This is a genomic window from Nonomuraea sp. NPDC052129 (assembly GCF_040680095.1).
GTDB lineage: Bacteria > Actinomycetota > Actinomycetes > Streptosporangiales > Streptosporangiaceae > Nonomuraea.
Window position 1 is genome coordinate 188,597 of record NZ_JBFAVX010000012.1, and the last position, 24,873, is coordinate 213,469.

27 protein-coding genes are annotated in these 24,873 nt (G+C 69.2%); 17 read left to right on the forward strand and 10 right to left on the reverse strand.

Annotation, left to right across the window (positions count from 1 at the left end):
• Positions 1–213: 213 nt before the first annotated feature.
• Positions 214–1,614: an MFS transporter gene (locus AB0L53_RS26590; protein ID WP_363998938.1), complete on the reverse strand. Its 1,401-nt coding sequence runs from the start codon at positions 1,612–1,614 to the stop codon at positions 214–216.
• A 66-nt stretch (positions 1,615–1,680) separates the two neighbouring features.
• Between AB0L53_RS26590 and AB0L53_RS26595 the strand changes: the two genes are divergently transcribed.
• Complete coding sequence (locus AB0L53_RS26595; RefSeq protein ID WP_363998941.1) at positions 1,681–2,292, forward strand: TetR/AcrR family transcriptional regulator; 612 nt, start codon at positions 1,681–1,683, stop codon at positions 2,290–2,292.
• 45 nt (positions 2,293–2,337) lie between these two features.
• Here the strand turns inward: AB0L53_RS26595 and AB0L53_RS26600 are convergent, their stop codons facing one another.
• Complete coding sequence (locus tag AB0L53_RS26600) at positions 2,338–2,886, reverse strand: hypothetical protein (RefSeq protein WP_363998944.1); 549 nt, start codon at positions 2,884–2,886, stop codon at positions 2,338–2,340.
• Positions 2,887–3,007: 121 nt separating this feature from the next.
• Between AB0L53_RS26600 and AB0L53_RS26605 the strand changes: the two genes are divergently transcribed.
• The gene (locus AB0L53_RS26605) at positions 3,008–3,586 is read left to right on the forward strand and encodes a YqgE/AlgH family protein (RefSeq protein WP_225290402.1); all 579 of its coding nucleotides are present in this window, start codon (positions 3,008–3,010) and stop codon (positions 3,584–3,586) included.
• Here the strand turns inward: AB0L53_RS26605 and AB0L53_RS26610 are convergent, their stop codons facing one another.
• The gene (locus AB0L53_RS26610) at positions 3,587–4,198 is read right to left on the reverse strand and encodes a TetR family transcriptional regulator (RefSeq protein ID WP_363998948.1); all 612 of its coding nucleotides are present in this window, start codon (positions 4,196–4,198) and stop codon (positions 3,587–3,589) included.
• Between the two features lie 153 nt (positions 4,199–4,351).
• On the opposite strand from AB0L53_RS26610, the gene AB0L53_RS26615 reads away from it, so the two are divergent.
• From AB0L53_RS26615 to AB0L53_RS26640, 6 genes are all read left to right on the forward strand, one after another.
• Entirely contained in the window at positions 4,352–5,962 is a 1,611-nt protein-coding gene (locus AB0L53_RS26615) for an MFS transporter (RefSeq protein ID WP_363998951.1), read from the forward strand.
• A gap of 119 nt (positions 5,963–6,081) precedes the next feature.
• A complete protein-coding gene (locus AB0L53_RS26620; RefSeq protein ID WP_357646610.1) occupies positions 6,082–6,333 on the forward strand; it encodes a DUF3039 domain-containing protein in 252 nt (83 codons plus the stop codon).
• Positions 6,334–6,410: 77 nt separating this feature from the next.
• Complete coding sequence (locus AB0L53_RS26625; protein ID WP_363998955.1) at positions 6,411–7,394, forward strand: zinc metalloprotease; 984 nt, start codon at positions 6,411–6,413, stop codon at positions 7,392–7,394.
• Positions 7,395–7,550: 156 nt separating this feature from the next.
• Positions 7,551–9,095 (forward strand): MFS transporter, encoded by a 1,545-nt coding sequence (locus tag AB0L53_RS26630; protein ID WP_363998958.1) that lies wholly within the window; start codon positions 7,551–7,553, stop codon positions 9,093–9,095.
• An 844-nt stretch (positions 9,096–9,939) separates the two neighbouring features.
• Positions 9,940–10,605: a hypothetical protein gene (locus AB0L53_RS26635; RefSeq protein ID WP_363998961.1), complete on the forward strand. Its 666-nt coding sequence runs from the start codon at positions 9,940–9,942 to the stop codon at positions 10,603–10,605.
• Positions 10,606–10,738: 133 nt separating this feature from the next.
• Positions 10,739–12,487: a DEAD/DEAH box helicase gene (locus tag AB0L53_RS26640; RefSeq protein ID WP_357942745.1), complete on the forward strand. Its 1,749-nt coding sequence runs from the start codon at positions 10,739–10,741 to the stop codon at positions 12,485–12,487.
• Here the strand turns inward: AB0L53_RS26640 and AB0L53_RS26645 are convergent.
• Entirely contained in the window at positions 12,484–12,612 is a 129-nt protein-coding gene (locus tag AB0L53_RS26645) for a hypothetical protein (RefSeq protein WP_363998965.1), read from the reverse strand. The two genes, AB0L53_RS26640 and AB0L53_RS26645, sit on opposite strands and share 4 nt — an antisense overlap.
• A gap of 270 nt (positions 12,613–12,882) precedes the next feature.
• Between AB0L53_RS26645 and AB0L53_RS26650 the strand changes: the two genes are divergently transcribed.
• Positions 12,883–13,260, forward strand: coding sequence for an anti-sigma factor antagonist (locus tag AB0L53_RS26650; protein WP_363998968.1), 378 nt, complete (start codon positions 12,883–12,885; stop codon positions 13,258–13,260).
• On the opposite strand, the gene AB0L53_RS26655 is transcribed toward AB0L53_RS26650, so the two are convergent.
• The 3 genes from AB0L53_RS26655 to AB0L53_RS26665 all read right to left on the reverse strand — a co-directional run bounded on the left by AB0L53_RS26655 (position 13,250) and on the right by AB0L53_RS26665 (position 15,965).
• Positions 13,250–13,894, reverse strand: coding sequence for a hypothetical protein (locus AB0L53_RS26655; protein WP_363998971.1), 645 nt, complete (start codon positions 13,892–13,894; stop codon positions 13,250–13,252). The two genes, AB0L53_RS26650 and AB0L53_RS26655, sit on opposite strands and share 11 nt — an antisense overlap.
• 202 nt (positions 13,895–14,096) lie before the next feature.
• Positions 14,097–14,666: a nicotinamidase gene (locus tag AB0L53_RS26660; protein ID WP_363998974.1), complete on the reverse strand. Its 570-nt coding sequence runs from the start codon at positions 14,664–14,666 to the stop codon at positions 14,097–14,099.
• A 15-nt stretch (positions 14,667–14,681) separates the two neighbouring features.
• Positions 14,682–15,965 (reverse strand): nicotinate phosphoribosyltransferase, encoded by a 1,284-nt coding sequence (locus AB0L53_RS26665; protein WP_363998977.1) that lies wholly within the window; start codon positions 15,963–15,965, stop codon positions 14,682–14,684.
• A gap of 37 nt (positions 15,966–16,002) precedes the next feature.
• On the opposite strand from AB0L53_RS26665, the gene clpS reads away from it, so the two are divergent.
• The 5 genes from clpS (at position 16,003) to AB0L53_RS26690 (ending at position 18,620) form a co-directional block, all read left to right on the forward strand.
• The gene (clpS, locus tag AB0L53_RS26670) at positions 16,003–16,305 is read left to right on the forward strand and encodes an ATP-dependent Clp protease adapter ClpS (RefSeq protein WP_219526749.1); all 303 of its coding nucleotides are present in this window, start codon (positions 16,003–16,005) and stop codon (positions 16,303–16,305) included.
• 10 nt (positions 16,306–16,315) lie between these two features.
• Positions 16,316–16,846 carry a DUF2017 domain-containing protein gene (locus AB0L53_RS26675; protein ID WP_363998980.1) on the forward strand — a complete coding sequence of 177 codons (531 nt, stop codon included), beginning with the start codon at positions 16,316–16,318 and terminating at the stop codon, positions 16,844–16,846.
• 10 nt (positions 16,847–16,856) lie between these two features.
• Positions 16,857–17,258 carry a M67 family metallopeptidase gene (locus AB0L53_RS26680; protein WP_357646593.1) on the forward strand — a complete coding sequence of 134 codons (402 nt, stop codon included), beginning with the start codon at positions 16,857–16,859 and terminating at the stop codon, positions 17,256–17,258.
• A gap of 140 nt (positions 17,259–17,398) precedes the next feature.
• A complete protein-coding gene (locus AB0L53_RS26685; protein ID WP_225290416.1) occupies positions 17,399–17,671 on the forward strand; it encodes a MoaD/ThiS family protein in 273 nt (90 codons plus the stop codon).
• Position 17,672: 1 nt separating this feature from the next.
• A complete protein-coding gene (locus AB0L53_RS26690) occupies positions 17,673–18,620 on the forward strand; it encodes a cysteine synthase (RefSeq protein ID WP_363998985.1) in 948 nt (315 codons plus the stop codon).
• A gap of 70 nt (positions 18,621–18,690) precedes the next feature.
• Here the strand turns inward: AB0L53_RS26690 and AB0L53_RS26695 are convergent, their stop codons facing one another.
• A complete protein-coding gene (locus AB0L53_RS26695) occupies positions 18,691–20,532 on the reverse strand; it encodes a DUF3352 domain-containing protein (RefSeq protein WP_363998988.1) in 1,842 nt (613 codons plus the stop codon).
• Between the two features lie 167 nt (positions 20,533–20,699).
• On the reverse strand, positions 20,700–21,023 hold the full coding sequence (locus tag AB0L53_RS26700; RefSeq protein ID WP_363998991.1) for a hypothetical protein: 324 nt from the start codon (positions 21,021–21,023) through the stop codon (positions 20,700–20,702).
• A 125-nt stretch (positions 21,024–21,148) separates the two neighbouring features.
• On the opposite strand from AB0L53_RS26700, the gene AB0L53_RS26705 reads away from it, so the two are divergent.
• Genes AB0L53_RS26705 through AB0L53_RS26715 form a run of 3 tightly spaced genes read left to right on the forward strand, consistent with a single transcriptional unit; the run spans position 21,149 to position 23,574 of the window.
• Positions 21,149–21,940, forward strand: a complete 792-nt coding sequence (locus tag AB0L53_RS26705) for a thioesterase family protein (RefSeq protein WP_363998994.1) — start codon at positions 21,149–21,151, stop codon at positions 21,938–21,940.
• A gap of 60 nt (positions 21,941–22,000) precedes the next feature.
• Entirely contained in the window at positions 22,001–22,825 is an 825-nt protein-coding gene (gene murI, locus AB0L53_RS26710) for a glutamate racemase (RefSeq protein WP_357942769.1), read from the forward strand.
• Entirely contained in the window at positions 22,822–23,574 is a 753-nt protein-coding gene (locus AB0L53_RS26715; protein ID WP_363998998.1) for an MBL fold metallo-hydrolase, read from the forward strand. The genes murI and AB0L53_RS26715 overlap by 4 nt, the downstream gene beginning before the upstream one ends.
• A gap of 10 nt (positions 23,575–23,584) precedes the next feature.
• Here AB0L53_RS26715 and AB0L53_RS26720 read toward each other — a convergent pair whose 3' ends face one another.
• Positions 23,585–24,838, reverse strand: coding sequence for an MFS transporter (locus AB0L53_RS26720; protein ID WP_363999001.1), 1,254 nt, complete (start codon positions 24,836–24,838; stop codon positions 23,585–23,587).
• Positions 24,839–24,873 lie beyond the last annotated feature (35 nt).

Sequence of the window (24,873 nt, forward strand, 5' to 3'; positions counted from 1 at the left end):
GCCGCTCCCACCGCCACCCGCCGACCGGGGTTGAGGGCCTCCAGGAAGACGGCCGCTGACCGGTGCGTGGCGGGGCGCCGTTACGGCGTCTTCTGGGCCGGTGGCGACTCTTCCGGGACCGGCGGGATGATGCGGTAGTTCGCCCGGAGGACGAGGTTGTGGCGCCGGCCGTGGGTGGTGACCGGTTCCCGGCGCCCGCCTCGTCGGGGACGTTCAGCGGCCGGTCGGCTGCGTTCCTGCGCGGTCTTCCCTTCTGAGGGCGGTGTGGGCGGCGATGGCCAGGACCAGGGCCGCGTTGATCAGGACCGCGGTTGTCACTCCTTGCAGGATCGTGCCCATGGCGGCCGTCGCTATCGCGCTCATGATCGGGATGCCCATCGTGATGCCGATCTGCTGCGTCATGGTGGCCAGGCCCGTCGCCAGGCCCTGTTCGGAGGCGCGCAGGCCAGAGGTGGCGGTCATCATGAAGGCGACGATCGCCAGCATGTTGCCGACGCCGCCGACGAAGGTGGCCACCAGGAGCAGCCAGATCCAGCCTGCCTCCGGGCCGAGCAGGGCCAACGCCGCCGTCGCCGCGGCCTGCACCGCGAAGCCGGTCGCCAGTGTCCTGCGGTTGCCGAGGCGGGACAGCACGCGCGGGGCCGCGAGCCCGCCGAGAACCGTGCCGAGCCCGAGCACTCCGAACGCCAGTCCCGTGGCCAGGGGCGAGTAGCCGAGGACCTTCTGCAGGTAGAGGGTCATGAGGAAGACCAGTGAGGTCTCCGTGGCGAACGCGACCAACCCCGCGAGGTTGCCCCACTTCACGCTGGCCCTGGCCAGGATCGTCACCGGCACCAGTGGTGCCTGCGCCCGCCGTTCGACGAACCAGAAGGCGACCAGCAGCCCCGCCCCTGCCAGGAGCCCGCCGATTCCGGCCGGGTCGGCGAAGCCGTGTTCGCCCGCGCGGGTGAGCCCGTACACCAGGGCCAGCAAGCCCGTGGTCACCGTCACCGCGCCCGGAAGGTCCATCTTGGGTCGGTCCGCGGGGCGGCTCTCGGCGGGCAGGGCCGGGGCGGCGGCCAGGACGGCGAGCGCGACCGGGACGTTCACGAAGAACGCCCACCGCCAGCTCAGCAGGTCGGTCAGCAGCCCGCCCAGGATCGCGCCGGAGGTGAAACCGGCCGACATCAGCGCCCCGTTCAGCCCCAGCGCCCGCGCCCGCAGCGGCCCCTCGGGGAACGAGGTGGTCAGCAGCGCCAGAGCGGCCGGGGTGACGGCGGCGGTGGCCAGCCCCTGGGCCACTCTGGCGACCAGAAGCATGCCGTGCGAGGTGGCCAGCCCGCCGGCCAGCGAGGAGAGCCCGAGCAGCGCCATCCCGCCCAGGAACAACCGGCGCCGCCCGAACAGGTCCGCGATCCGGCCGAACAGCAACGTGAACCCGGCCGCCGCGAGCGCGAACGCAGTCGCCACCCACTGCAGGTCGGCCAGTTCGAACCCGAGTCCGGCGCCGATCACCGGCAGGGCGACGTTCAGGATGGAGAAGTCGACGGCGAGCATGAACTGGGAGCCGAGCAACAGCACCAGGACCAGCCGCTGCCGCCCCGTCATCCGGACGGCTTGCAAGGCCACGGACATGTCATCCCCCTAATGGGTCTCTAGTTCCGTTAAGATGAGATGACGCTAGCACGCTAAGGAGTCTTAATGGAACAGGATTCCCGTTTGGCTGGAACGGTGCGCCCCGGCGGCCGCACGGCCCGGGTCCGGGCGGCGGTTCTGGAAGCCACCCAGGACGAGCTGGTGCTCCATGGCTTCCACGGCCTCAGCATGGACGCGGTGGCCGCCCGGGCGGGCGTCGGGAAGACCACGGTCTACCGCCGCTGGGCCGGTACGGCGGGCCTGGTGGCCGACCTCATGACGGAACTGGCCGACCAGTCCGCCGCGCACGCGGACACCGGCACGATCGAGGAGGACCTGCGCGCCAACGCCCTGAGCGTCCTGGCCGCCATCACGGACGAACGTCTGGGCGCCACGCTGCAGGCCGTCATCGCGGCGGCCACCTGCGACAAGGAGGCGGCGGCCGCCCTGAGCACCTTCTACGAGCGCCGGATCACGGAGTGGGGCAAATCGATTGACCTGGCGATCCAGCGCGGCGAACTCCCGGAGGGCACCGACGGCCACGAGGTCATCCGGGCGATCTCGGCCCCCCTCTACTACCGCCTGCTGGTCACCAAGGAGCCGGTGGACAAGGCGACGGCCGAGCGGTCGGCGACGCGCGCTCTGGTGGCGGCCCGCAATGGGGCCTTCGTCGGTTGACGACCTTGCCGGTCGTGTCGCCGTACGGGATGAGGTCGTGCGGGATCAGAAGGACCCGCGTGGCCAGATGGAGCTGTACCACCAGAAGGCCGCGCCGGTGAGGAGCAGCCCACCCGCGGTGGCCAGTTTGGCGAGCAGGTCGGTCGGCGGGCCGGTGCGGGGGAGATGGCGGCTCGTGCGGGGGAGGTGGCGGCTCGTGCGGGGGAGGTGGCGGCCCTGGCGTCCGGAGCAGGTGTTGCGTACCCGCGTCGAGTCGATCAGCGTGTCGGGCTGGCCGGCGGTGACCGAGAACGCCTCGATCTCCATGCTGTGGCCCCGGCCGACATGAACCTTCCGGGTCACCGACTTGCGGGCGGGGATGGACCCGGTGGCGACACTGGCCGAGTCGGCCTTGAGGTCGAAGCGGGCCGGCCGGCGGGTCTGGTTGCGCAACGTGACCAGCGCCTGCCCGCTCCCGCAGTCGGTCCGCCCGGCGGACATCGTGAAACGGTCGCCGTGATCGGACGATCTCGCCCAGGCCCCCACCGTCGCGGGGAGGAGCAGCCACGCGCCGAGCGGCAGGAGAGCGAGCGTGCGACGGTTCGCGATGCGCATTAGCTCCTCCCGAGCCCGCAGGATAGCGATCTTTGGTACCTATAGTGCCCGTATGACTACAGAAAGTAACATCCAGGTGGTGGGGGAGCGAGATGTGGGGTTGACCCTTCATGATGGAGGTATGGCGGAAGCGATCTACGTCGGCGGTTTACTGGTGGCGACGCCGCTTCTCGACGACCCCAACTTCCGTCGTAGCGTCGTGCTGATCCTCGAACACGACCTCGACGGTGGCACTCTCGGCGTAGTGCTGAACAGGCCGAGCGACATCTCGGTGACGCAGGTGCTGCCGGTGTGGGACCCACTGGTGACCGGGCCACCTGTGCTGTTCGAGGGTGGTCCGGTGCAGACCGACAGCGCGCTGGCGCTGGCCGCGGTGCCGAGCGGCGAGGAGCCGCTGGGCTGGCGCAGGCTGCACGCGGGCACGCCTGCCGTCTCCCGCCTGGGCACCGTCGACCTGGACGCGCCGCCCGAGATCCTGCAGGGCGAGATCGCGCAGATGCGAATCTTCGCCGGTTACGCCGGCTGGACGTCCGGGCAACTGGCGAGCGAGATCGCCGAAGGAGCCTGGTACGTCGTCGACTCGGAGGTAGGCGACACCTTCCACACCGACCCCGGCTCCCTGTGGCGCAACGTCCTCCGGCGTCAGCCGGGCGAACTGGCCTTCGTGGCAACCTGCCCGGACGACCCGACACTGAACTAGCTAGACGTCCCAGCCGGGGCGGAAGGCGTTCTGGGCGAGTTCGAGGGTCTCCTCCATGCGGTCCACGATGATCCGCACGTCCGTCAAGTCGGCCTGCGGGCACTCGAACCCGACCCGGAGGATCGACATCGCGAACGCGACGATAAGGTGCGAACGCTGATCGGTCGTAACGTCGACGCCCCTGCGGGCCGCGATCTCGACGGCCAGGCGCCGCTCCGTCTCCGAGCCTCTGGCGACGGACAGGCCGACCAGGCGCGGATTCTCCTCAAGAAGCCGCCGCAACTTCAGGAATCTCGCCGTGTCCTCGGGCGTTGAGTCGTCCATGTCGTGCGCGACCGCGCGCACCGCGTGGATCATCGAGGTGAACGGAGGCTCATCGGCCGGGCGGCTCCGCAGGGTCTCCTGCATGATCTCCTCGCCCTGGTCGTGGTACCACAGCACGAGATGGTCCTTGCTGGTGAAGTAGCGGAAGAACGTCCGCGGGGAGATCTCGACCGACCCCGCTATCTGGTCCACGGTGGTCGAGTCGTACCCTTGTTCGAGGAACAGGTCGAGCGCGGCGTCGAGGATCGCCAGACGCGTCTTCTCCTTCTTGCGTTCCCTTAGACCCACTTGCGTCACTCCCTAGAAACCTTCCTGTCATAGTGTGCCATAAGTCATAGTCCGACAAATAAAACTCGTTTGTCATCTGTCATGGACTGCCATATATTACCTGAGGCTTAAGTGACTTATGCCCCGTTATGGGGCGGCATTGAGGGGGACTTCATGGCTCACGCGAGGACGGTCGACGCGCCGTCGTCGCCCGGCCCCAGGGGGACGGGGACCGGGGGCGGCAACCCATGGCTGGTGCTTCTGGCGGTCTGCCTGGGCGTCATCATGGTGATGCTCGACGGCACCGTGGTCGGCATCGCCAACCCGTCCATCCAGCACGATCTGGGCGCGTCGCTGTCCGATCTGCAGTGGGTGACCAGCGGTTACCTGCTGGCGCTGGCGGTGTTCCTGATCACGGCGGGCAAGCTCGGGGACCTGTTCGGACACAAGCGGGTCTTCCTGATCGGTGTCGCCGGGTTCGCGCTGTCCTCGATCGGTATCGGCCTCAGCCAGGAGCTGGCGGACATCGTCCCGGGCGTGTCGCCGATCGGCGCGCTGATCGGCCTGCGGGTGCTGCAGGGCCTGTTCGGCGCCCTGCTTCAGCCCGCCGCCCTGGCTCTGCTGCGCGGTGCCTTCCCCGGTGAGAAGCTGAACGCGGCCATGGGTGCCTGGGGCGCCATCATCGGCCTGTCCAGCGCGGCCGGCCCGATCGTGGGCGGCGTCCTGGTCGAGAACGTCAGCTGGCAGTCCGTCTTCTTCATCAACGCGCCGGTGGGGATCATCGCGCTGATCCTGGGCATCTTCCTCATCAAGGAGAACCGCATCCCGTCGCTGGCCAGGATCGACTGGCTCGGCGTGGTGCTGCTGTCGGGCGCGATGTTCTCGCTCGTCTGGACGATCATCAAGGCCCCCGAGTGGGGCTGGGGCGACAGCACGACGCTCACCTTCATCGCCGGGTTCGTGGTGCTCATCGCCGCCTTCGTCTTCTGGCAGAGCAAGGCCAAGCAGCCGCTGGTCCCGTTGTCGCTGTTCAAGAACCCGTCCATCTCCATCGGCACCGTGCTGATGATGATGGTGGCGTTCGCGATGTTCGGCGCGATGTTCTTCCTCGGCTTCTTCTTCCAGGGCGTTCACGGTCTGAGCCCGCTGGACGCGGGCCTGCGCATGCTGCCGATGAGCGCCGGCATGATCGTGGCCTCGCCGCTGGCCGGCATGATGATCGGCAGGGTCGGCCCGAAGATCACGATGGCCACCGGTCTGCTGATCACCGCGGCCGCGATGTTCCTCATGTCGCAGCTGAGCATCGACGCCTCGTTCATCGAGAGCGGCATTCCGTTCGTGCTGCTGGCGTTCGGCCTCTCGCCGGTCTTCGTCGGCGCCACCGAGATCATCGTGGGCAACGCCCCGATCCAGCTCAGTGGTGTCGCGGGCGGTCTGCAGCAGTCGGCCATGCAGGTCGGCGGCGCGCTCGGTACCGCGATCCTGGGCGCCGTCATGGCCTCCGAGATCTCCAGCAAGCTGCCCGGCTACCTCGGCTCGGCGGCCAAGGGGATCCCGGCGGAGCAGCTGCCGCTGCTGGAGAAGGCCGCCGCGTTCGGCGGGCTCCCGGCCGGCACCCCGCAGCAGCTCCAGCAGCTGGTGGGCGGGGCCGTGCACAACGCGTTCATGGACGGCATGCACCTGGCCTTCCTGGTCAGCACCTGCATCGCGGTCCTCACCGCGGTTCTGGCGCTGTTCGTCAAGAGTGGCCGCAAGACCGAGGGCGCGCCGGTGCACATGGGCTGACCCTTCTTTTCATCTGTACGGCCCTCGCCTGGTGGCGGGGGCCGTACGCGTGTCCAAGGGGTGGGCTGAACGATCTCGACCGGGAAGACGCGCTCGGAGGCGGGCATAGACTCGGTGGCGTGAGCACGAAGATCCTCCCTGAGCAGGAGACCACCCCGCGGACGTCGCATGGCGACGGCGATCATGAGCGGTTCGCGCACTACGCGGACAAGCACAAGATCACCGAGAGCATGGTAACCGGCACGCCGATCCGGGCCCTGTGCGGCAAGGTCTGGGTGCCCAGCCGCGACCCCAAGAAATATCCGGTGTGCCCCGAGTGCAAGGAGATCTACGAGGGGCTGCCGTCGGGCGGCGACGACGACAACGAGTGAGTGTTGATCACGTGTGATCACCCACGGTAGGGCTACGGTCTGCATACGGACCTACTCATACCGTAACGGGGGATTGCATGGCCCGGCGCGCGACCGCCGTCTCGTTGGCATGCCTGCTCGCGGCCGGGCTCACACCGCCGCTCCGTCCCGCCTCGGGGGCCCCGGCCGCACCTGACTGTGCCGCCGCGGACTCGCCGCGCGAGGTGGGTCTGCGCGCTGCCCACGATGGCGCCGTGGCCCGTGACGGTGGGTTGTCCAAGCCGGGTTGGGGGCTGGGGGACGATCCGCGGTCCTTGGGGCCGCGGCAGCCCAGGCCACGGGACGTCGAGCAGGTGCTGGACGAGCTCGCCCAGCGGCTCGCCGGGGTGACGGTCCCGGACGAGGTCATCGTTCCTACCTGGGTACACGTACTCACCGACGGCGCCAGGCGGGCCTCCAACGCGGACGTCAGGGCGCAGATCGACGCGCTCAACTCCGCCTACAGCGGCGCGCTGGGCGGTGCCGCCACCGGGGTGCGCTTTCGCCTCGACGGCATCTCGGTCAAGGAGGACGCCTCCTGGTTCATCGACCCGATCGGCAACGAGCGCGCCATGAAGTCCGCCCTGCGCCGGGGCGGCCCCGAGACCCTGAACCTCTACATCGGCCAACTGGGCGACCTCGTCCTCGGCTTCTCCACCTACCCCTACTGGTACAAGGACAGCCCCACCCTCGACGGCGTCGTCATCGACTGGCGCAGCCTGCCCGGCGGCACGCTGGTCAACTACAACCGCGGCTACACCGGCGTACACGAGATCGGCCACTGGCTCGGCCTCTTCCACACCTTCGAGAACGGCTGCGCGTACCCGGGCGACGGCATCGCCGACACCCCACCCGAGGCCAGGCCCACGGAAGGCTGCCCAGACTCCAAGGAGACCTGCGCGGAGCGGGGCCTGGACCCCATCCACAACTACATGGACTACGCGCATGACCGGTGCATGTGGGAGTTCACGGCTGAGCAGGCGAAACGCATGCACCAGATGTGGGCCGTCTACCGGGGCCGCGGGTCGCTGTCCGCCCTCTGACGGGTCGCGTTGACATCTATGTTGCGTTGACGTGTCCCGTCGCGTTGACATGCGCGCGGTGGCATGTTCGCTGCCTTGACGGGTGAGGCGCCTTGGCATGTGTGTCGCGCTGACGGGTGCGTCGTCCTGAAATAGCGGCACAACTAGGATGTTTGGGTGACAGCACCGAAGGCACTCGACACTCCGTACGATCAACCTCGCATCTTCGGTTCGGCCTATCGGACGGCCACCATCGGCATCCTGCTGGTGATCACGCTGATCGCCTTCGAGGGCATGTCGGTGGGCGTGGTCATGCCGGTCATCTCCCAGCAACTCGACGCGCTCGACCTCTACGGCCTGAGCTTCTCGGCCTTCCTCATCGCCAGCCTGTTCGCGAACGTGGTGTCCGGGCTCTGGTCGGACCGGCGGGGCTACACGATCCCGTTCCTGGTCGGGGTGGTGCTGTTCGTGGTCGGGATGGGGCTGGCGGGGGCGGCGTCGACCAAGGTGTTGTTCCTGGCCGCGCGGGCGGTGCAGGGGCTGGGCGCGGGATGCACGATCGTCGCCGTGTACGTGATGATCGCCCGGGTCTATCCGGCCGACGTGCGGCCCAAGGTGTTCGCGGGGCTGTCGGCGGCGTGGGTGGTGCCCGCAATGGTCGGGCCGGCCGTGGCCGGGTTCGTGGCGGACACGTTGGGGTGGCGGTGGGTGTTCTTCGGGATCATCCCGCTCGTGGTGCCTGCCCTGGTCATGCTGGTTCCCGCCCTGAACAAGCCCGCCCACGAGCCGGACGCGTCCCACGCCTCCGGGGACGCGGGCGTGTCCCACACCTCTGGGGACGCGGGCTCGGCCGACTTGCCCGGCTCGTCGGGGCCGTCCGGGTCGTCCGGGTCATCGGGCTTGCTCGGCTCATCCGACTCGTCTGGCTCGTCTGGTGCGGGTGGTGGGTCAGTGGAAGGGGCGCGTTCCAGGCCGTTCGCGATGACCGTGGCCGCCACCGCCTCAGCTGGTGGGGCGGGCGTGCTGCTGTACGGCGTGGACAAGCTTCATGTCTCCCCGGTGCCGAGCGCCGTCGCGGTCCTGGTGGGGCTGGTCTGCCTTGGGTACGGCCTGGCCAAGCTGCTGCCGCCGGGCGCCCTGCGCTTCAGCCGGGGGCTGCCGACCACGATCATGATGCGCGGCCTGTTCTCGGCGGCCTTCTTCGGCGTGAACTCCTTCATTCCCCTCGCCCTCCAGCAGGTCAAATCGTTCGGCCCCACGGCGGCGGGCATCGCGCTCACGACCGGGGCCCTCGGCTGGTCGACCGGGTCCTACCTGCAGAGCAGGCGCTCGGTCGAGCCGCACAGGCGGATCCGGATGGGAGCCGCCTGCGTCATGACGGGGGTACTGCTCGGGCTGCTGTCGGTCCTGCCCGGGGTCACCGGCTGGGTCGCGGTGCCGGCGTGGATCGTGGCGGGGTTCGGCATGGGCATAGGAATGACCACGGTCAGCGTCACGGCGCTCAAGCAGTCGCCGGTCAGCGAGCAGGGGGCCAACTCCGCCGCGCTCTCGGTGACGGACATGCTGGGGTCCGCGCTGGCGGTGGGGCTCGGCGGCGCGTTGATCAACGTCATCGGGCACAGCCCGGGGATGATCGCGCGGGGCTTCGTGGTCATCTGCTGTCTGATGTCGGCCGTATCCCTCGGCGCGACCCTTCTCGCCTCTCGCACTCGTTCCGACTGACCCGGTTCAAGGGTGATTCTTGTCCCTCCTGTCACAGCGATCACGGAACGCCGGACCTGCGCGGCAGGGAGTGATAGGACAGCGGGCAGGAGGTGTCATGGAGGACGATCGCCGCGTTTGGCCGCCGAGCTCGGGAGCCAGGCACCGCCGCACACCTCCCGCACCTCCGCCCGACGACCCCGAGCCCCAGCAGTCGTCCGAGCCCCAGCCCCAACGCTCATCTGCCCCTCAGCCCCAGCAGCCGTCTGACCCCGAGCCCCAGCGGCCATCTGGCACGGCGTCACGGTGGTTGTCCGACACGGCGCCCCTGCGGCCACCTGCCCCCGCGCCTCAGCGGTCGTCCGACACGGCGCCTCAGCGGTCGACCGGCACCGAGGCCCAGCGGTCATCCGACACGACGCCTCAGCGGCGCGAGGAGGCGCCGAGTCCGGGGCGCAGGGGCGGGGATCCGTACCCGCGGGTCGGGCGGCGGGAGCCCGTACGCGATGGCCGGGCTTCACGGCGGGACCCCCTGCGCGGTGATGGGTCCTCACAGCGGGATCCCGTGCGCGAGGACAGTGCCGCGCGCGACCCCGAGCGCGCTGGCGGGGCCGCGCCGCGGAACCCCCTGCGCGAGGGACAGGCTTCACGGCGGGACCCCCTAGACGATGACGGTTCCTCACAGCGGGGCCGCGGGCGCGATGGCGGGGCCGTGCGGCGAGGTCCCTTGGCCGGTGGGCTCGGGTGGGTGCGGCGGGGGTCTGCAAGCGACGATGACGAGGTCGGTGGGGGGTATTCGTGGCACGGGAGGGGCGATCCCGAGAGCGAGGAGGGGGACGAGCCGGAGGATCTCTGGAATCCGCGGTTGCGGCGGACCGCCGGGCGGGGGCTCGAGCGGGACGACGGCGATCCGCAGGTGCCCTGGGAGTCCCTGCCCCCGTCCGCCCGCCACTACGGGGTGCCCGCCGATCCCGGCCTGTCGGGGCGGGTACGGGGGCGCCGGTGGCGGCGGCCTGCCGGGGCGGTGCTCACCCTGCTCCTGTCCACCGGGCTGATCGCGGCGCTGGTCATGGTCGTGCTGCGGCTGGTCGTCCCACCGCCCGCGACGGCGCGGTTGAGCGACTCCCGGGCGGGGGTGACGATCACGTTGCCGGCGGGGTGGCAGGAGGCCGGGGTGCCGCCTGTGACCGGATTCACTTCGGCCGCCAGGAGCGGTGGCGCGCTCATCATGGCCAAGCCGGTCCCCGATCCCACGGCCGACGTGACGAAGGCCACAAAGGACGCGGCGGAGCTGTACTCCAGGCTGCTGCTCAAAGGCGACAAGGTCGACATCGTGGAGGACAAAGTTCTCCCGCAAGGGCACACGCGTGCGCTACGAGCGCAATACCAGGATGTGGCGAACACACCCGCCTACCTACGTGTCACACTCCTCACCCGGGACGGCAAGGCGGTGCTGCTCGTTGGCCTGCTCCAACCCGAAGAAACCACCAGAAGGCAGGCGCTCGACGCGGTGATGTCGAGCGTGCGATAAGCCCCGTACGCCCCTTAGCACGCAAGGATGAGCTTGGCCAGGATCCCCGGTGCACGGCACGTCTTGTCGGTGGGCCCGATTACTCTTGGGTCACTGTGAGACAGCGAAGCACACGAACCCCAGAGGTGATGCGGTGAGCACCTTCGCCGCATCCCACCTTTCGCCTTCCTACCCCGACCGCGCCGCATGGGGCACCGCCCCCAAGTTGCGTGCCTGGCAGCAGGAGGCGTTCGACCTGTATTTCAGGCGCGAGCCGCGTGACTTCCTCACCGTGGCGACGCCGGGCGCGGGCAAGACGACCTACGCCCTGCGCATCGCCAGCGAGCTGCTCGCCAATGGGGTGATCCGGGCGATCACCATCGTCACTCCCACCGAGCACCTCAAGCGCCAGTGGGCCGACGCCGCCAGCAAGGTCGGCATCGGCATCGACCCCGAGTTCAAGAACAGCCAGGGCGCCACCTCCCGCGACTACACCGGCGTGGCCGTGACCTACGCTCAGGTCGCCATGCACCCGGCCCTTCACAGGGCGCGCACGGAGGCCCGCAAGACGCTCATCATCTTCGACGAGATCCACCACGCGGGCGACGCCAAGTCGTGGGGCGACGGCATCCGTGAGGCGTTCGAGCCGGCCACCCGCAGGCTCCAGCTGACCGGCACGCCGTTCAGGTCCGACGACAACCCGATCCCGTTCGTCGGCTACGAGGAGGACACCGAGGGGCTCAAGCGCAGCGTCTCCGACTTCTCCTACGGCTACGGCCCGGCCCTCGACGACGGGGTCGTCCGGCCGGTCATCTTCCTGGCCTACTCCGGGGAGATGAAGTGGCGCACCCGCGCGGGCGACGAGCTCGCCGCCACGCTGGGCACGCCGCTCACCAAGGACCAGCTCTCCCAGGCCTGGCGCGCCGCGCTCGACCCCAAGGGCGACTGGATCCGCCAGGTCATGGAGGCGGCCGACCGGCGGCTGACGGAGGTGCGGCGCGGCGTTCCCGACGCCGGTGGCCTGGTCATCGCGACCGACCACGAGGCGGCCCGCGCCTACGCCCGCCACCTGCGCAACATCTCCGGCGAGGGCGCCACCGTCGTGCTCTCCGACGATCCGGGGGCGTCGAACAAGATCAAGCAGTTCGCCGCGTCCAATGATCGCTGGCTGGTGGCGGTCCGGATGGTGTCCGAAGGCGTCGACATCCCGCGGCTGTGCGTCGGGGTCTACGCCACTTCGACCTCCACGCCGCTGTTCTTCGCCCAGGCGGTCGGGCGCTTCGTGCGGGCCCGCAAGCGCGGTGAGATGGCCTCGGTGTTCCTGCCCTCGGTGCCGACCCTCATGGGCCTGGCCAACGAGATGGAGCTGGAGCGCGACCACGTGCTCAACCGCCGTCCGCCGGAGGACGGGCTGGACGACAGCCTGCTCGAACAGGCCAACAGGAAAAAGGACAATCCAGACGTCCTCGGTGACGAGCTGCCGTTCGAGATGATGGAGACCTCGGCGACGTTCGACCGGGTGCTCTACGACGGCGGCGAGTTCGGCACCGGGGCGGAGGTCGGCTCGGCTGAGGAGGAGGACTTCCTCGGCCTGCCCGGCCTGCTGGAGCCCGACCAGGTGGCCACGCTGCTGCGCAAGCGGCAGTCGGACCAGCAGGCGGCCAAGGCCAAGAAGGCCGAGAGCGCGCCGCCCGCGCTGGCGCCGCATGAGCAGATCGCCGAGCTCCGGCGGGAGCTCAACGGCCTCGTAGGCGCCTGGAACCACCGCACCGGCCAACCCCACGGCGTCATCCACTCGGACCTGCGCCGGGCGTGCGGCGGGCCGCCCATCGCCCAGGCCACCGCCGCCGAGATCCAGGAGCGGATCGCCAAGATCCGCCAGTGGGCCACCCAGCGACGCTAGGGCAACCGCCCGGCGAGGGGTTCCCTCCTCGCCGGGCGACCGCCGACCTGGTCGCCCACGTCCACGTCTTGGGCCAGGCCAATTTGGTCGTCCACGTCCTGGAGCAGGCCGACGTGATGATCCACGTCCTGGAGCAGGCAGGCGGAGATGAACCCGTCTCGCCGGGTGACCCCAAGCCGGGCGTGATAGGGATCTTCGCGATCCGGTGGCCATGGGCCCCGAATAGTGTCACGGTTAGGACACGGCAGCGAAGAGCCTGCTCATGGCCGTGCCGGGTGCCGATCCAGAGGTCAGTAACGCGGTTGGTCACACCGCGGTGGCCTTTCGGTGGACGCCCAGCCGCATCGGCTACGACCCACGATGGCTGCCTTGGGATGAACAGAAGGATTTCTTCCATGTCAGCTGGGGCCACGGGTAAATCGACGTTCGTCGTCACTTCCGGCCTCTCGGGAAACGCCATCGTCACCCGGCTGAACGGCGATCTCGACGCCTCCGCGGTGCCCGTCTTCCGGGAGCACATGGAGCGCGTCTGGGCGCACCGGGCGATGCCCGTCCTGATCATGGACCTGCGGGAGATCACCTTCTGCGACTCCCTGGGGATGAACGAGCTGGTCGAGGTGCTGCAGCGGTGCGAGGCCAGGGGGACCCGGTTGCTGCTGGGCGGGGTTCAGGGGGTCATGGGGCGGGTGCTGTTCATCACGGGGCTGCGGCACGCGTTCGAGGTCTACGCCGATCTGGACGAGGCGCTGCGGCAGGGCTCCGTCATCTCATAGGGCGTCGTCTGTCGGTCGCGGCCGGCACGCCAGGGTGTCCGTCGGTCACGGCTGGGGCCCCAGGACGTTCAGCTGAGGTGCCGGCCCGTTCTTCGGGCCTGGTCGGGGTGCCAGGATGTTCGTCGGTCGAGGCTGGGATGCGGTGGCCGGTGCGGCCGTCGACCGGGCTGAGCCGCGCGGAGGCTGGCGGGTCGAGCGGTACTCGCAGCGAGGCGGCGCCCCCGACGACGTGTACGGGCACCGTACGCGCCCCCTTGCCCTCGCCCACCGTTGGCCCTTCGCGGATCCAGACGCGCAGCCCGCGTCCCTTGGGGCGGAGCGTGACCTGCGCCGTCGCGCACTCGTCGGGCGCGGCGGGCCAGGACAGCGTGAGATCGTCGCGCGCGCCGCTCAGGCGGGCCGTCTGCGGCATCGGCGTACGCGCCGCGCAGGCCATCGAGAACACGCTCGGCGGTGCCTCATGGGCGACGACCGCGGCCTCCCGCTCCTCGGCGGTCATCGCGACCGTGGCCACCTCCAGCAGTGCCAGCGTCACCACCGCCCCGACCCTGGCTCCGTTGCGTCCGCGGACGAGCACCCAGAGGCTGAGCGGGGCGAGCAGCAGCCAGGCGAGGCCGAGGGAAAAGGTGAGCATGGGGAACCTCACACCAGGAAGAAGTCATATCGCTCTCCGTGGCGGGGTGGGCGCGGAGAGCGTTCGCCTTCTGGATATCACATGACCGCAGCGTCGCGCATCGCGTACTCTTCGTGGCCGATGGTCGGCGCACAGGCGACGTGCTGAAAGCGCGCGCGAAAGAAAGTCGCCGCGCGAAAGAAAGTCAGCGCGCGGAGGAAGGTCAGCCCACGGACGGTGTGCCCTGCAGGACGGCGCCCGCGGCCCTCAGTTCCGCCAGCGCGCGGTCCGTGGTCTCCCGCGCCACCCCGGCCGTGAGGTCGAGCAGCACGCGTACGGCCAGACCGTGCTGGACCGCGTGGAGCGCCGTCGCGCGGACGCAGTGGTCCGTGGCGATCCCCACCACGTCCACCTCGCTCACCCCGTGCTCGTCCAGCCAGGCGGCCAGCGACACGTCGTCACCGGAGGCCCCCTCGAACCCGCTGTACGCGGCGGCGTGGGCGCCCTTGGAGAAGACCTCCTCCACCGCCGAGACGTCGAACGCCGGATGGAAGTCCGCCCCCGGCGTGCCCGCGACGCAGTGCGCGGGCCAGGTCGTCACGTAGTCGGGGGCGTCGGAGAAGTGGCCGCCCGGGTCGACGTGGTAGTCGCGGGTGGCCACCACATGGTTATAGCCATGGTCGTCCACGTAGCGGGTGATCGCGGCGGCCACCTCGGAACCGCCCGCCACGGGCAGACTCCCGCCCTCGCAGAAGTCGTTCTGCACGTCCACGATGATCAGCGCGGTCCCCATACGAAGCACCCTACGTCAGGCGAACTCCGTAGCGATCGCCGCATACCCCCTGCCAAGGTGCAGCGCCTCCTGGGGCAGGTGTGCGATCGTCTCGGCGTGTCGCTCGCGGGCCGCGGCCAACGGCTCCCTGCCGATGATCTCGCCGTCTCGTACGAGCTGGTGCAGCAGTCGCACACCGCCCTCCGGCGCCGGCCCCGACGTGGTGATCAGCTCCGTGTCGGCGTGCCCGCTCTCGTCGAACAGGCGGTAGGACTCCTTGCGCCCCCCACGCGACGGCTTGCCGACCGACCGCTTGGCGACCGGCTCCATGACGCCCGCCGCGGTCTCGCGCGCCACCAGCTTGTAGACCAGCGCGGCGGTGGGCACACCCGAGCCCGTCACCAGCGAGGTGCCCACGCCGTAGCCGTCGACGGGGGCGGCGGCCAGGGCGGCGATGGCGTACTCGTCCAGGTCGGAGGTGACCACGATGCGCGTGTTGAAGGCGCCGAGCGCGTCGAGCTGCTCGCGCACCTCCTGCGCGGCCGCCGCCAGGTCGCCCGAGTCGATCCGCACCGCGCCCAGCTTGGCGCCGGCCAGCTCGATCGCCGTGCGGACCGCGTCGGCCACCTCGTAGGTGTCGACCAGCAGCGTGGTCTCCGGGCCGAGGGTGGCGATCTGGGCCTCGAACGCGTCCCGCTCGGAGTCGTGCAGCAGCGTGAACGCGTGCGCCGCCGTACCGGCCGTCGGAACGCCGTAGACCCGCCCGGCCATCAGGTTGGAGGTGGAGGCGAACCCGGCGATGTAGGCGGCGCGTGCGGCGGCCACGGCGGCCCACTCGTGCGTACGGCGTGAGCCCATCTCGATGATCGGGCGCTTGCCCGCCGCGTTCGTCATCCGGGAGGCGGCGGAGGCGATGGCGCAGTCATGATTGAGGATGGAAAGGGTCAAAGTCTCCAGGAGTACGGCCTCCGCGAACGTGCCTTCCACCACCATGATCGGGGAGGCGGGGAAGTAGACGTCGCCCTCGCGGTAACCGTAGACGTCTCCGGAGAACCGGTAGCCGGCGAGGAAGTCGACGGTCGCCTCGTCGACCACCTCGTTCTCCCGCAGATAGGTCAGCTCTTCGTCACCGAAACGGAAGTTCTCCAGCTCGTCCAGGACACGTCCCGTCCCGGCGACAACCCCGTAGCGCCGTCCGCCCGGTAGATGCCGGGCGAACACCTCGAAAACCGCCCGCCGGTGGGCGGCGCCGCTCCGCAGTGCCGCCTGAAGCATCGTCAGTTCATAGTGATCTGTGAGCAACGCAGTGCTCATGGTCATTGCCACGACTCGAAGACTACGGCCGGGGTAGGGCAGGATGGGGGATGTGGGTAGCACTGCTCCAATGGCCGTCGAGCGTCCGTCAACGGACGTCCGGCCCGACCTGCCATGGGTGACGATCGTCTGGAACGACCCGGTCAACCTCATGTCCTACGTGACGTACGTCTTCCAGACGGTGTTCGGCTACTCCAAGGAGAAGGCCGAAAAACTCATGATGGACGTGCACAAGAAAGGCAAAGCCGTCGTGTCCAGCGGCACCCGGGAGGAGATGGAGCGCGACGTGCAGATCCTCCACTCCTACGGGCTGTGGGCGACGGTTCAGCCGGATTCGGTCAAGTGAGGCGGCACACGTGAACTCGGGGTTCTCGACGCGGGACGGCGGCGGCGTCATCGCGGAGTTCGAGGCGGCGGAGGTGTCGATCCTGCGCTCGCTGGTCACCCAGGTGCTCGGCCTGGTGGCGCCGGGCGAGACGGGCGACGACCCGCTGGAGCGGGCGCTCGGGATCGGCATCGGGGCCGGGGCGGCGCCGTCCGATCCGGTGCTCGCCCGGCTGTTCCCCTCGGCCTACCAGGACGAGAAGGAGGCGGCGGAGTTCCGCCGCTACACGGAGGCGACGCTGCGCGACGGCAAGCGTGCCGACGCGCAGACCATGCTCGACAGCGCCCGGCCGGGCCGCAGCGAGCTGTCGCCCGAGCAAGCTCAGGCGTGGCTGCGCTCGCTCAACGACGTACGGCTGGCTCTCGGCACCAAGCTCGAGGTGACCGAGGAGATCCACGACGAGATCGCCACGATGTCCGAGGACGACCCCCGCTACCCGGCCTACGTCACCTACGACTGGCTGACCTACCTGCAGGACACCCTGGTCCGGGCCCTCTGGTAATTTCCCCGACATGCTGACGATCTCGCAGGAACTCGTGGACAAGATCATTGCCCACGCGCGGGCCGACCACCCGGACGAGGCGTGCGGCGTGATCGCGGGACGGGGCGGGGTGCCCGAGCGGTTCGTCCCGATGGAGAACGCCGAGCGCTCGCCCACCTTCTACCGCTTCGACTCGCTGGAGCAGTTGCGCGTCTGGCGCGAGATGGACGACCGCGACGAGGAGCCCGTCGTGATCTACCACTCGCACACGGCGACCGAGGCATACCCTTCGCGCACCGACGTGACCTACGCCTCCGAGCCGGACGCCCACTACGTTCTGGTCTCGACGAGGGACGAGGACGAGACGGAGTTCCGCTCGTACCGGATCCTCGATGGGGCGATAACAGAGGAAGAGGTAAGGTTCGTACCATGATGGTCCGGCCGGTGCAGAGCTACCTCTTCGCGCATACCCCGGCTGTCGTCGTCTACGACTGTCGCTGATCAGGAATCCGTGTTCAGCCGTCGGCGTTGCTGCCGATGGGACGACGACCTGACCCGAGGAGACTGACCGCGATGGCCATCGAGGTTCGCATTCCGACCATCCTTCGTACGTACACCGCCGGCGCCAAAGCCGTCGACGCCGAGGGCGCCACCCTCGACGAGCTGATCAGCAACCTTGAATCCCTGCACCCCGGGATCAAGGACCGCCTGGTCGACCAGGGCAACCTGCGCCGTTTCGTCAACGTCTACCTCAACGACGAGGACGTGCGCTTCCTCGGCGGCCTCGGCACGCCGGTGTCCGACGGTGACACGGTGACCGTGCTGCCCGCCGTCGCCGGCGGGTGACATGCGCTTCGAATCGTTGATCGACTCGGTCGGTCGCACGCCGCTCGTCGGCCTTCCCCGGCTCTCGCCGTCGGCCGAGGTACGCCTCTGGGCCAAGCTCGAAGACCGCAACCCGACCGGGTCGATCAAGGATCGGCCCGCGCTCTGGATGGTCGAGCAGGCCGAGAAGGACGGGCTGCTCACACCCGGCTGCACGATCCTGGAGCCCACCAGCGGCAACACCGGCATCTCCCTGGCGATGTCGGCCAAGCTCAAGGGCTACAAGCTGATCTGCGTCATGCCGGAGAACACCTCCGAGGAACGCCGCCAGCTGCTGCGCATGTGGGGGGCGGAGATCATCTCGTCCGCCGCGGCGGGGGGCTCCAACGAGGCCGTGCGAGTGGCCAAGGAGCTCGCGGCCGAGCATCCGGACTGGGTGATGCTCTACCAGTACGGCAATCCGGCCAACTGGCGCTCCCACTACGAGTCGACCGGACCCGAGATCCTTGAGGACCTGCCCACCGTGACCCACTTCGTCGCCGGACTCGGCACGACGGGGACGCTCATGGGGGTGGGGCGCTTCCTGCGCGAGCGCGTGCCCGGCGTGCGGATCGTGGCCGCCGAGCCGCGTTATGGCGAGCTGGTCTACGGGCTGCGGAACGTGGACGAAGGGTTCATCCCGGAGCTCTACGACGAGTCCGTGCTCACCACGCGGTTCTCGGTGGGCTCGGTCGACGCGCTGCGCCGTACCCGGGAACTGCTCGCCGCGGAGGGGATCTTCGCCGGGGTGTCCACGGGGGCGGCGCTGCACGCCGCCCTGGGCGTGGCCGCCAAGGCGGTGAAGGCGGGGGAGAGCGCCGACGTCGTCTTCGTGGTCGCCGACGGAGGCTGGAAGTACCTGTCCACGGGCGCCTATGAAGGCACCCTGGACGAGGCCGAGCACCGCCTCGAAGGCCAGCTCTGGGCCTGACAGTGACCGCATGACAGTGACCGCATGACAATGGCCGCCCCCAGGTAGAGGGCGGCCACTCGTGTTCGTGCTAGTTGAACAGGACCCGCAGCGAGAAGGTGGCCTCGGTGGCGGTCTGCTTGCCGCTCATACCGACCGCCTTCAGTACCTGGGCGTTGGCCTTGTCGTCGCCCTCCATGCTCTGCAGGTAGTACTTCTCGACCTTGTCGAGGTCCACGAACAGGGCGAAGGTGGCATCGTCGCCGTCCGGGATCGCGGTCTTGAAGGTCTCGCTCTCGCCGAGCGTGCCCTCCCCGCCCAGAGCCTTGGCGTACTCGTCGGTGGTCGCCACGGTGAACGTGCCGTCACCCGCGACCTTGGCGAGCTGGGGAGCGGGCTGGCCGCTGGACGTCATGGCCTTCTGGATCTTGTCGTAGACGGCCTGCGCCTTGGCCGGGTCCGTCGCGATGCGGAGGCCGCCCTTGATCTTGTCACTGTCCAGGCCCTGGGCGTCGACCGCGAGGGTCAGGTTCTTGCCAAGGATCGTGGCCAGGTCGTCGGGCAGCTGCAGGCCGTAGGTCTGCTTGGCCTGGTCGATGAACTGCTTGAACTGGGCCCCCGCCGGTGACGCCGCGACGGACTGCTCGATCTCGGCCCACTTCTTGGTGATGATCTGGTCGAGGCCCGAGTAGGACAGCGCGCCCGCGGTGGAAGCGGGGAGCGTCGACAGCTTGGTGGGCTCCAGGTCGCCGTCGATCATGCCCTCGGCGCCGCTGACGATACCGGCAAGCTCGGCGTAGGAACTGTCGAAGCGGAGCGCTCCGGCGAACCTGGCGTTCTTGACCTGCTCGAGCGCCTTGGCCTGCTCGCTCGACTTGTCGGTCAGCGCCAACTCGCCGACCTTGCCGAGGTGCGCCCAGTACGACAGCACGCCCTGCTCACCGAGCGCGTTCACGTCGTCGTTGAACTCGGCGTTGTCGGCGAGGCTGGTGGTCTCGGCCGCGTACTTGTCGGCCAGCGACTGGCTGGAGGTCACCAGCGCGTAGTCGTCACGGAAGGCCAGGCCGAACTTCTCCTTGCCCATCAGCTTGGTGATGCCCGCCTTGGCCTGCGCCTCGTCCTTGACCTGGACGGCCACGGCGTAGTCGGGCTCCTTGCCGCCCGACGGGACGATGGCCAGGCCGATCCTGCTGCCGAGCCAGGGGTCGACGTCCTTGGCGAAGTCGACCTTGGAGAAACCGCTGTCCTGCGTCAGGTCGAAGAGCGCCTGGCGCGGGTCGTCACCCTTGAAGGTGTCCTTGGTGACGGTGAACTTCCTGGCGATCTGGAACAGCGCCACCTTCTGGTTGGCCGCCGGGTCCAGGTCGAGTCGTACATAGGCGATCGAGCTCGCCGGCAGCACCTCGTGCGGCTGCGTACCGCCGCCGCCGATCGCGCCGACCGCCCAGACCGCGCCGCCGCCGAGCAGGACCACGGCCAGCGCCGAGGCGATGGCGATGATCCAGCCCTTGCGGCTCTTCTTGGCGGGCTCGGCGGGGCCGAAGCCCTCGGGGCCCTGCTGCTGCCAACCGGCCTGGCCGTACTGTTCCTGCTGGCCAAACGCCTGTTGCCCAAGGCTCTGTTGCCCAAGGCTCTGCTGCCCGTACTGGGGGGACTGCTGCCCGTAAGACGGCTGCTGTCCTGTGGGGGCTTGCTGGCCGTACTGGGGGGACTGCTGACCGTACGAAGGCGGCTGCTGCCCATATTGGGGCTGTTGCTGGCCATATGGCTGCTGGCCGTATGAAGGCTGTTGCCCATACTGGGGGCCCTGCTGCCCGTAAGACGCCTGCTGCCCATAGGACGGCTGCTGCCCTGTCGGGGCTTGCTGGCCGTACTGGGGCTGCTGGTAGGACTGCTGTGGAGGATACGGCTGGCCCTGTGATGACAATGGCATTGTCGGTGGGTTCTCGGGCTGCTGCTCCTGGTTCCAGCGGTATGCCGTCGTCCGATTCGGATCCTGGCCACTCGGGGGATTATTAGCAGACATCACTCAACTCACAATGTGGACTTATGACCACAGAGACGGTAGCTGATGTTGCTAGACGGACGCTTGCAATGTACTTAGACGCGTGAGAGTTCCTTTCGGGAAGTGCTGATGTGCACCTCTCCGCCGTCGTGATCGGTGACGCTCGACCATGGGACGAAAGCGGATCCCACATAAAGCACCCGCGCCAGCGCCCGGGAGAACCAGCCCCAGCGGCCGTGCAAGTCGCGCGTCAGGCAGAGCAGGGGCCTGCGGTGGGCCGAGACCACCAGGCCGTAGACGGTGGCGCTCTGTTGCAGCTCGCCCCTGTGCTTGATCACGCGGATGTCGACGACGTGGCCGACCCACACCCCGTTGGGGTCCCAGACCGACTGCCCGATGAGTTCGGTAACGCTTCCCATGATCGAACTGTCTCAGCGAGAGGGCGTTTTCGCAGGTAGGCACGCTGATGGCCCGATGTTATGGGTCTGCAATAGACTGTGTGGCTACTAGAATATAGTTCCGGATTGATTAGAGGGCGGCACCGATGACCAAGTTCGACGAGGCCACGCAGGCGATCCGGGTCGACGAGACCACCTACGACGTCTGCCTCGACCCCGGCTATGTGATCGGTGGCCCGCTCAACGGCGGCTACCTGCTGGCGGTGATCCTGCGCGCGGTCGTGGACGCGTCGCCGTTCGAGCACCCGGTGAGCACATCCGCCCAGTTCCTCAAGGCGCCCGTGCCCGGCCCCGCCCGGGTACGGATCGAGCAGCTCAAGGCGGGCAGGACGGCGGCCTTCACCAGGGCGACGCTCATCCAGGACGGGGTGGCGCAGATCGAGAGCCTGATCACCACGGCCACGCTGCACGACGTCGAGCCCACTTACGCCGATAAATCCATCTATGTCATGCCGCGGCCGGAAGAATGCGCCAAGCTGCCCGAGCCCAAGCCCGAATCCAACATGACGCTCAACGCCCGGATGGAGATGCTCTTCGACCCGCCCACGATCGGCTGGCTGACCGGCGAGCCCAGCGGCCGGCCCGAGTCCAGGGCGTACTTCAGGATGGCCGAGCCCCAGGACCCCGACCCCTACGTGCTCGCGCTGGCCGTGGACGCGCTGCCGCCTGTGGTGTTCTCGGCCGGAGCGCGGGGCTGGGCGCCCACCGTGGACCTCACCTGGCACCTGCGGGCGCTGCCCGCCCCGGGCTGGCTCACGCTGATCGGCAGCGGCCGCCTCATCTCGGACGGCTGGTTCGACGAAGAGGTCGAGGCATGGGACTCCGAGGGCAGGCTGGTCGCCCAGTGCCGCCAGCTCGCGCGGGTGGGCCGCGGCTGACGCGCTGACTGTGAGCATTCTTACGCAGTGAGAATGTCGCAGGTCGCCTACCCTCTAAAGGTGCCGGACGCGAGCATTGGGATCTTCGACAGCGGGGTTGGCGGGCTGACGGTCGCCAGGGCGATCATCGACCAGCTGCCCCATGAATCCATCACCTATGTGGCCGACACGGCCCGCCAGCCGTACGGGCCCAAACGCCTGGCCGAGGTCCGGGCCTACGCGCTGGAGGTGATGGACCACCTCGTCGAGAACGACGTCAAGATGCTCGTGATCGCGTGCAACAGCGCCAGTGCCGCCGTGCTGCGCGACGCGCGCGAGCGTTACGACGTGCCGGTCGTCGAGGTGATCCAGCCCGCCACCCGGCGCGCGGTGCGCGCCACCCGCACCGGCAGGGTCGGTGTGATCGCCACCAGGGCGACCATCGAGTCCATGGCCTATCACGACGCCTTCACCGCGGCTCCCGACGTACAGCTCACCGGCGTGGCCGCCCCACGCCTGGTGGAGTACGTCGAACGCGGAGAGACGGCGAGCGAGGAGCTCATCGAGGTCGTGCGCGACTACCTGGCCCCCATCAGGGCGGCCGGGTGCGACACGCTGATCCTCGGCTGCACCCACTATCCGCTGCTCACCGGCGCGATCTCCTATGTCGCCGGTGACGGGGTGACGCTCGTCTCCAGCGCCGACGAGACGGCCAAGGACGTCTACCGCATCCTGCACGACCGTGACATGGCGGCAGGGAGCGAGGCCACCCCCCGGCATCGCTTCCGCGCCACAGGCGACTCCTTGCTCTTCGCCCGGCTCGGGCGACGCTTCCTCGGCCCGGAGATCGATGCGGTCGAAGTCACACCAGTGGGGGGTACTACCTCTAACGGGAGGCCCGCATGAAGGTGACCATCATCGGCTGTTCGGGGAGCTTTCCCGGCCCCGACAGCCCCTCGTCCTGCTATCTCGTCGAGGCCGAGGGGTTCAGGCTGCTCCTCGACTTCGGAAACGGGTCCCTGGGAGTGCTGCAACGCCATATCGGGCTCTACGACGTGGACGCCATCTGCCTGAGCCACCTGCATGCCGACCACTGCCTCGACATGTGCGCCTACCACGTGGCCCGGACCTACGGGCCGGCCGCGCCGTACCCCAAGGTGCCCGTCCACGCGCCCGCCGACGCGCCGCGCCGCCTGGCCGCCGCCTACGGCATGCCGGAGGAGCCGGGCATGGAGACGGCCTTCGACTTCGTACCGCTCGCACCGGGCCCGTTCGAGGTCGGGCCGTTCACGGTGGTCGCCGGTCAGGTCAACCACCCGGTCGAGGCGTACGGCTTCCGCGTCACGCACGGCGGCCGGAGTCTGGCCTACTCGGGCGACACCGGTGAGTCCGCCGAAGTGGTGCGGCTGTCCGCCGGCGTCGACCTGATGCTGTGCGAGTCGTCGTTCCTCGACCAGCCGGAGCTGCCCACCGACCTGCACCTGTCGGGCCGCCAGGCCGCCGAGCACGCCGCCAAGGCCGGGGTGGGCCGGCTGGTGCTCACCCATCTCGTCCCCTGGAACGACCAGCAGCGGATCCTGGACGACGCCTGCCGGGGTGGCTACAGCGGCCCGATCGACCTGGCCCGCAGCGGGGCCGTCTACGACCTGGCTTGAGCCTGTCTCGCTACGACTTGGCCTGAACCTGTGAGAAGTCCCGCAGCCGCGGCAGCGGCGAGAACATCAGCGGCAGGAACGACAGCAGTCGCGCGCCCATGAACACCCAGAGGGCCTCTCGCACCCCGATGTGCTGAGCCACGATGCCGCCGAGCAACGCGCCCAGCGGCATCGTGCCCCAGACGATGAACCTGACCGTCGCGTTGACCCGCCCCAGCATGCGCTCCGGTGTGACGGTCTGCCGGTAGGTGAGCTGGCCGACGTTGTAGATGATCGCGCCCCATGAGAGCGCGATCGAGGCGATCGCGAAGAAGGCGACCCGCCAGTCGGCCTGCGTCATGGGCAGCAGCAGGCCGAAGGGCGAGGTGACGGTAATGGCCAGCCAGGTCATCCTCGCCGTGCCGTACCTGCTGAATAACCGGCCCCCGGTGAGGCCGCCGAGCAGCCCGCCGACCGCGCCCGACATGAGCATGACGCCGATCAGGCCGGGCGGCAGCCGGACCACGTCGGCCAGGAACAGCACGGACAGGCTGACCACGCCGCTGAGACTCAGGTTCGTCGCCGCGGTCGTGACGACGATCGCCCGTAACAGCCGGTCGCGCCGGACGAACTCGAGCCCCTCGGCGATGCCCTGGCGCATCCGCGGGCGTTCCTCGGCGACCGGCGCCTGGTCGGGCGTCTTGATGGCGCTCAGGAAGACCAGGGAGCCCAACGCGGCCAGAGCCGTGGCCAGCATCGTGCGCGAGGCGCCGATCAGCTGTACGAGCGCGCCGCCCAGGCTGGGACCGGCGAGCGAGCCGCTCGACCGGACGAACTCCAGCTTGGAGTTGCCGTCGCTCAGACGGTCTCTGCTCACCAGCTCCGGCAGGTAGGTCTGGTCGGCGACGTCGTTGAAGACCTGGGCGGTGCCGGCCAGCAGCGCGACCACGTACAGCATGCCGACCGACAGCAGCCCGAGCGCGTCGCTGACCGGGATGCTCGCCAGCAGCAGGCACCTGACCAGGTCGGAGGTCACCATCACGCGGCGCCTGCGTAATCGGTCGACCCAGACCCCCGCGGGCAGGCCGATCGCGAGGAACGCCGCCGTCTGCAACGCCGAGAGCACGCCGACCTCAAGGGGTCCGGCGTGCAGAGCCAGCACGGCGACCAAAGGGAGCGCCACGCGGGAAATGTTGGCTCCGAGTTCGTTGGCCACGTGCGAACTGAGGAACCGAAGAAAGTCAGGGTTTCGCAACACCCCCGTTGTCATTGCGTAAGGATCCATGTGTCGGACACATTCGGTCAAGAGCGTTGCGGCGC

What these genes read in the sequence shown, in the direction of transcription:
- clpS (WP_219526749.1), top strand. Translation starts at nt 16,003, where the DNA reads ATGGGGGATGTGGGTAGCACTGCTCCAATGGCCGTCGAGCGTCCGTCA.
- AB0L53_RS26680 (WP_357646593.1), top strand. Translation starts at nt 16,857, where the DNA reads ATGCTGACGATCTCGCAGGAACTCGTGGACAAGATCATTGCCCACGCG.
- AB0L53_RS26715 (WP_363998998.1), top strand. Translation starts at nt 22,822, where the DNA reads ATGAAGGTGACCATCATCGGCTGTTCGGGGAGCTTTCCCGGCCCCGAC.
- AB0L53_RS26700 (WP_363998991.1), bottom strand. Translation starts at nt 21,023, where the DNA reads ATGGGAAGCGTTACCGAACTCATCGGGCAGTCGGTCTGGGACCCCAAC.
- AB0L53_RS26605 (WP_225290402.1), top strand. Translation starts at nt 3,008, where the DNA reads ATGGCGGAAGCGATCTACGTCGGCGGTTTACTGGTGGCGACGCCGCTT.
- AB0L53_RS26590 (WP_363998938.1), bottom strand. Translation starts at nt 1,614, where the DNA reads ATGTCCGTGGCCTTGCAAGCCGTCCGGATGACGGGGCGGCAGCGGCTG.
- AB0L53_RS26690 (WP_363998985.1), top strand. Translation starts at nt 17,673, where the DNA reads ATGCGCTTCGAATCGTTGATCGACTCGGTCGGTCGCACGCCGCTCGTC.
- AB0L53_RS26660 (WP_363998974.1), bottom strand. Translation starts at nt 14,666, where the DNA reads ATGGGGACCGCGCTGATCATCGTGGACGTGCAGAACGACTTCTGCGAG.
- AB0L53_RS26685 (WP_225290416.1), top strand. Translation starts at nt 17,399, where the DNA reads ATGGCCATCGAGGTTCGCATTCCGACCATCCTTCGTACGTACACCGCC.
- AB0L53_RS26625 (WP_363998955.1), top strand. Translation starts at nt 6,411, where the DNA reads ATGGCCCGGCGCGCGACCGCCGTCTCGTTGGCATGCCTGCTCGCGGCC.
- AB0L53_RS26665 (WP_363998977.1), bottom strand. Translation starts at nt 15,965, where the DNA reads ATGACCATGAGCACTGCGTTGCTCACAGATCACTATGAACTGACGATG.
- AB0L53_RS26705 (WP_363998994.1), top strand. Translation starts at nt 21,149, where the DNA reads ATGACCAAGTTCGACGAGGCCACGCAGGCGATCCGGGTCGACGAGACC.
- AB0L53_RS26720 (WP_363999001.1), bottom strand. Translation starts at nt 24,838, where the DNA reads ATGGATCCTTACGCAATGACAACGGGGGTGTTGCGAAACCCTGACTTT.
- AB0L53_RS26600 (WP_363998944.1), bottom strand. Translation starts at nt 2,886, where the DNA reads ATGCGCATCGCGAACCGTCGCACGCTCGCTCTCCTGCCGCTCGGCGCG.
- AB0L53_RS26655 (WP_363998971.1), bottom strand. Translation starts at nt 13,894, where the DNA reads ATGCTCACCTTTTCCCTCGGCCTCGCCTGGCTGCTGCTCGCCCCGCTC.
- AB0L53_RS26595 (WP_363998941.1), top strand. Translation starts at nt 1,681, where the DNA reads ATGGAACAGGATTCCCGTTTGGCTGGAACGGTGCGCCCCGGCGGCCGC.
- AB0L53_RS26695 (WP_363998988.1), bottom strand. Translation starts at nt 20,532, where the DNA reads ATGCCATTGTCATCACAGGGCCAGCCGTATCCTCCACAGCAGTCCTAC.
- AB0L53_RS26650 (WP_363998968.1), top strand. Translation starts at nt 12,883, where the DNA reads ATGTCAGCTGGGGCCACGGGTAAATCGACGTTCGTCGTCACTTCCGGC.
- AB0L53_RS26615 (WP_363998951.1), top strand. Translation starts at nt 4,352, where the DNA reads ATGGCTCACGCGAGGACGGTCGACGCGCCGTCGTCGCCCGGCCCCAGG.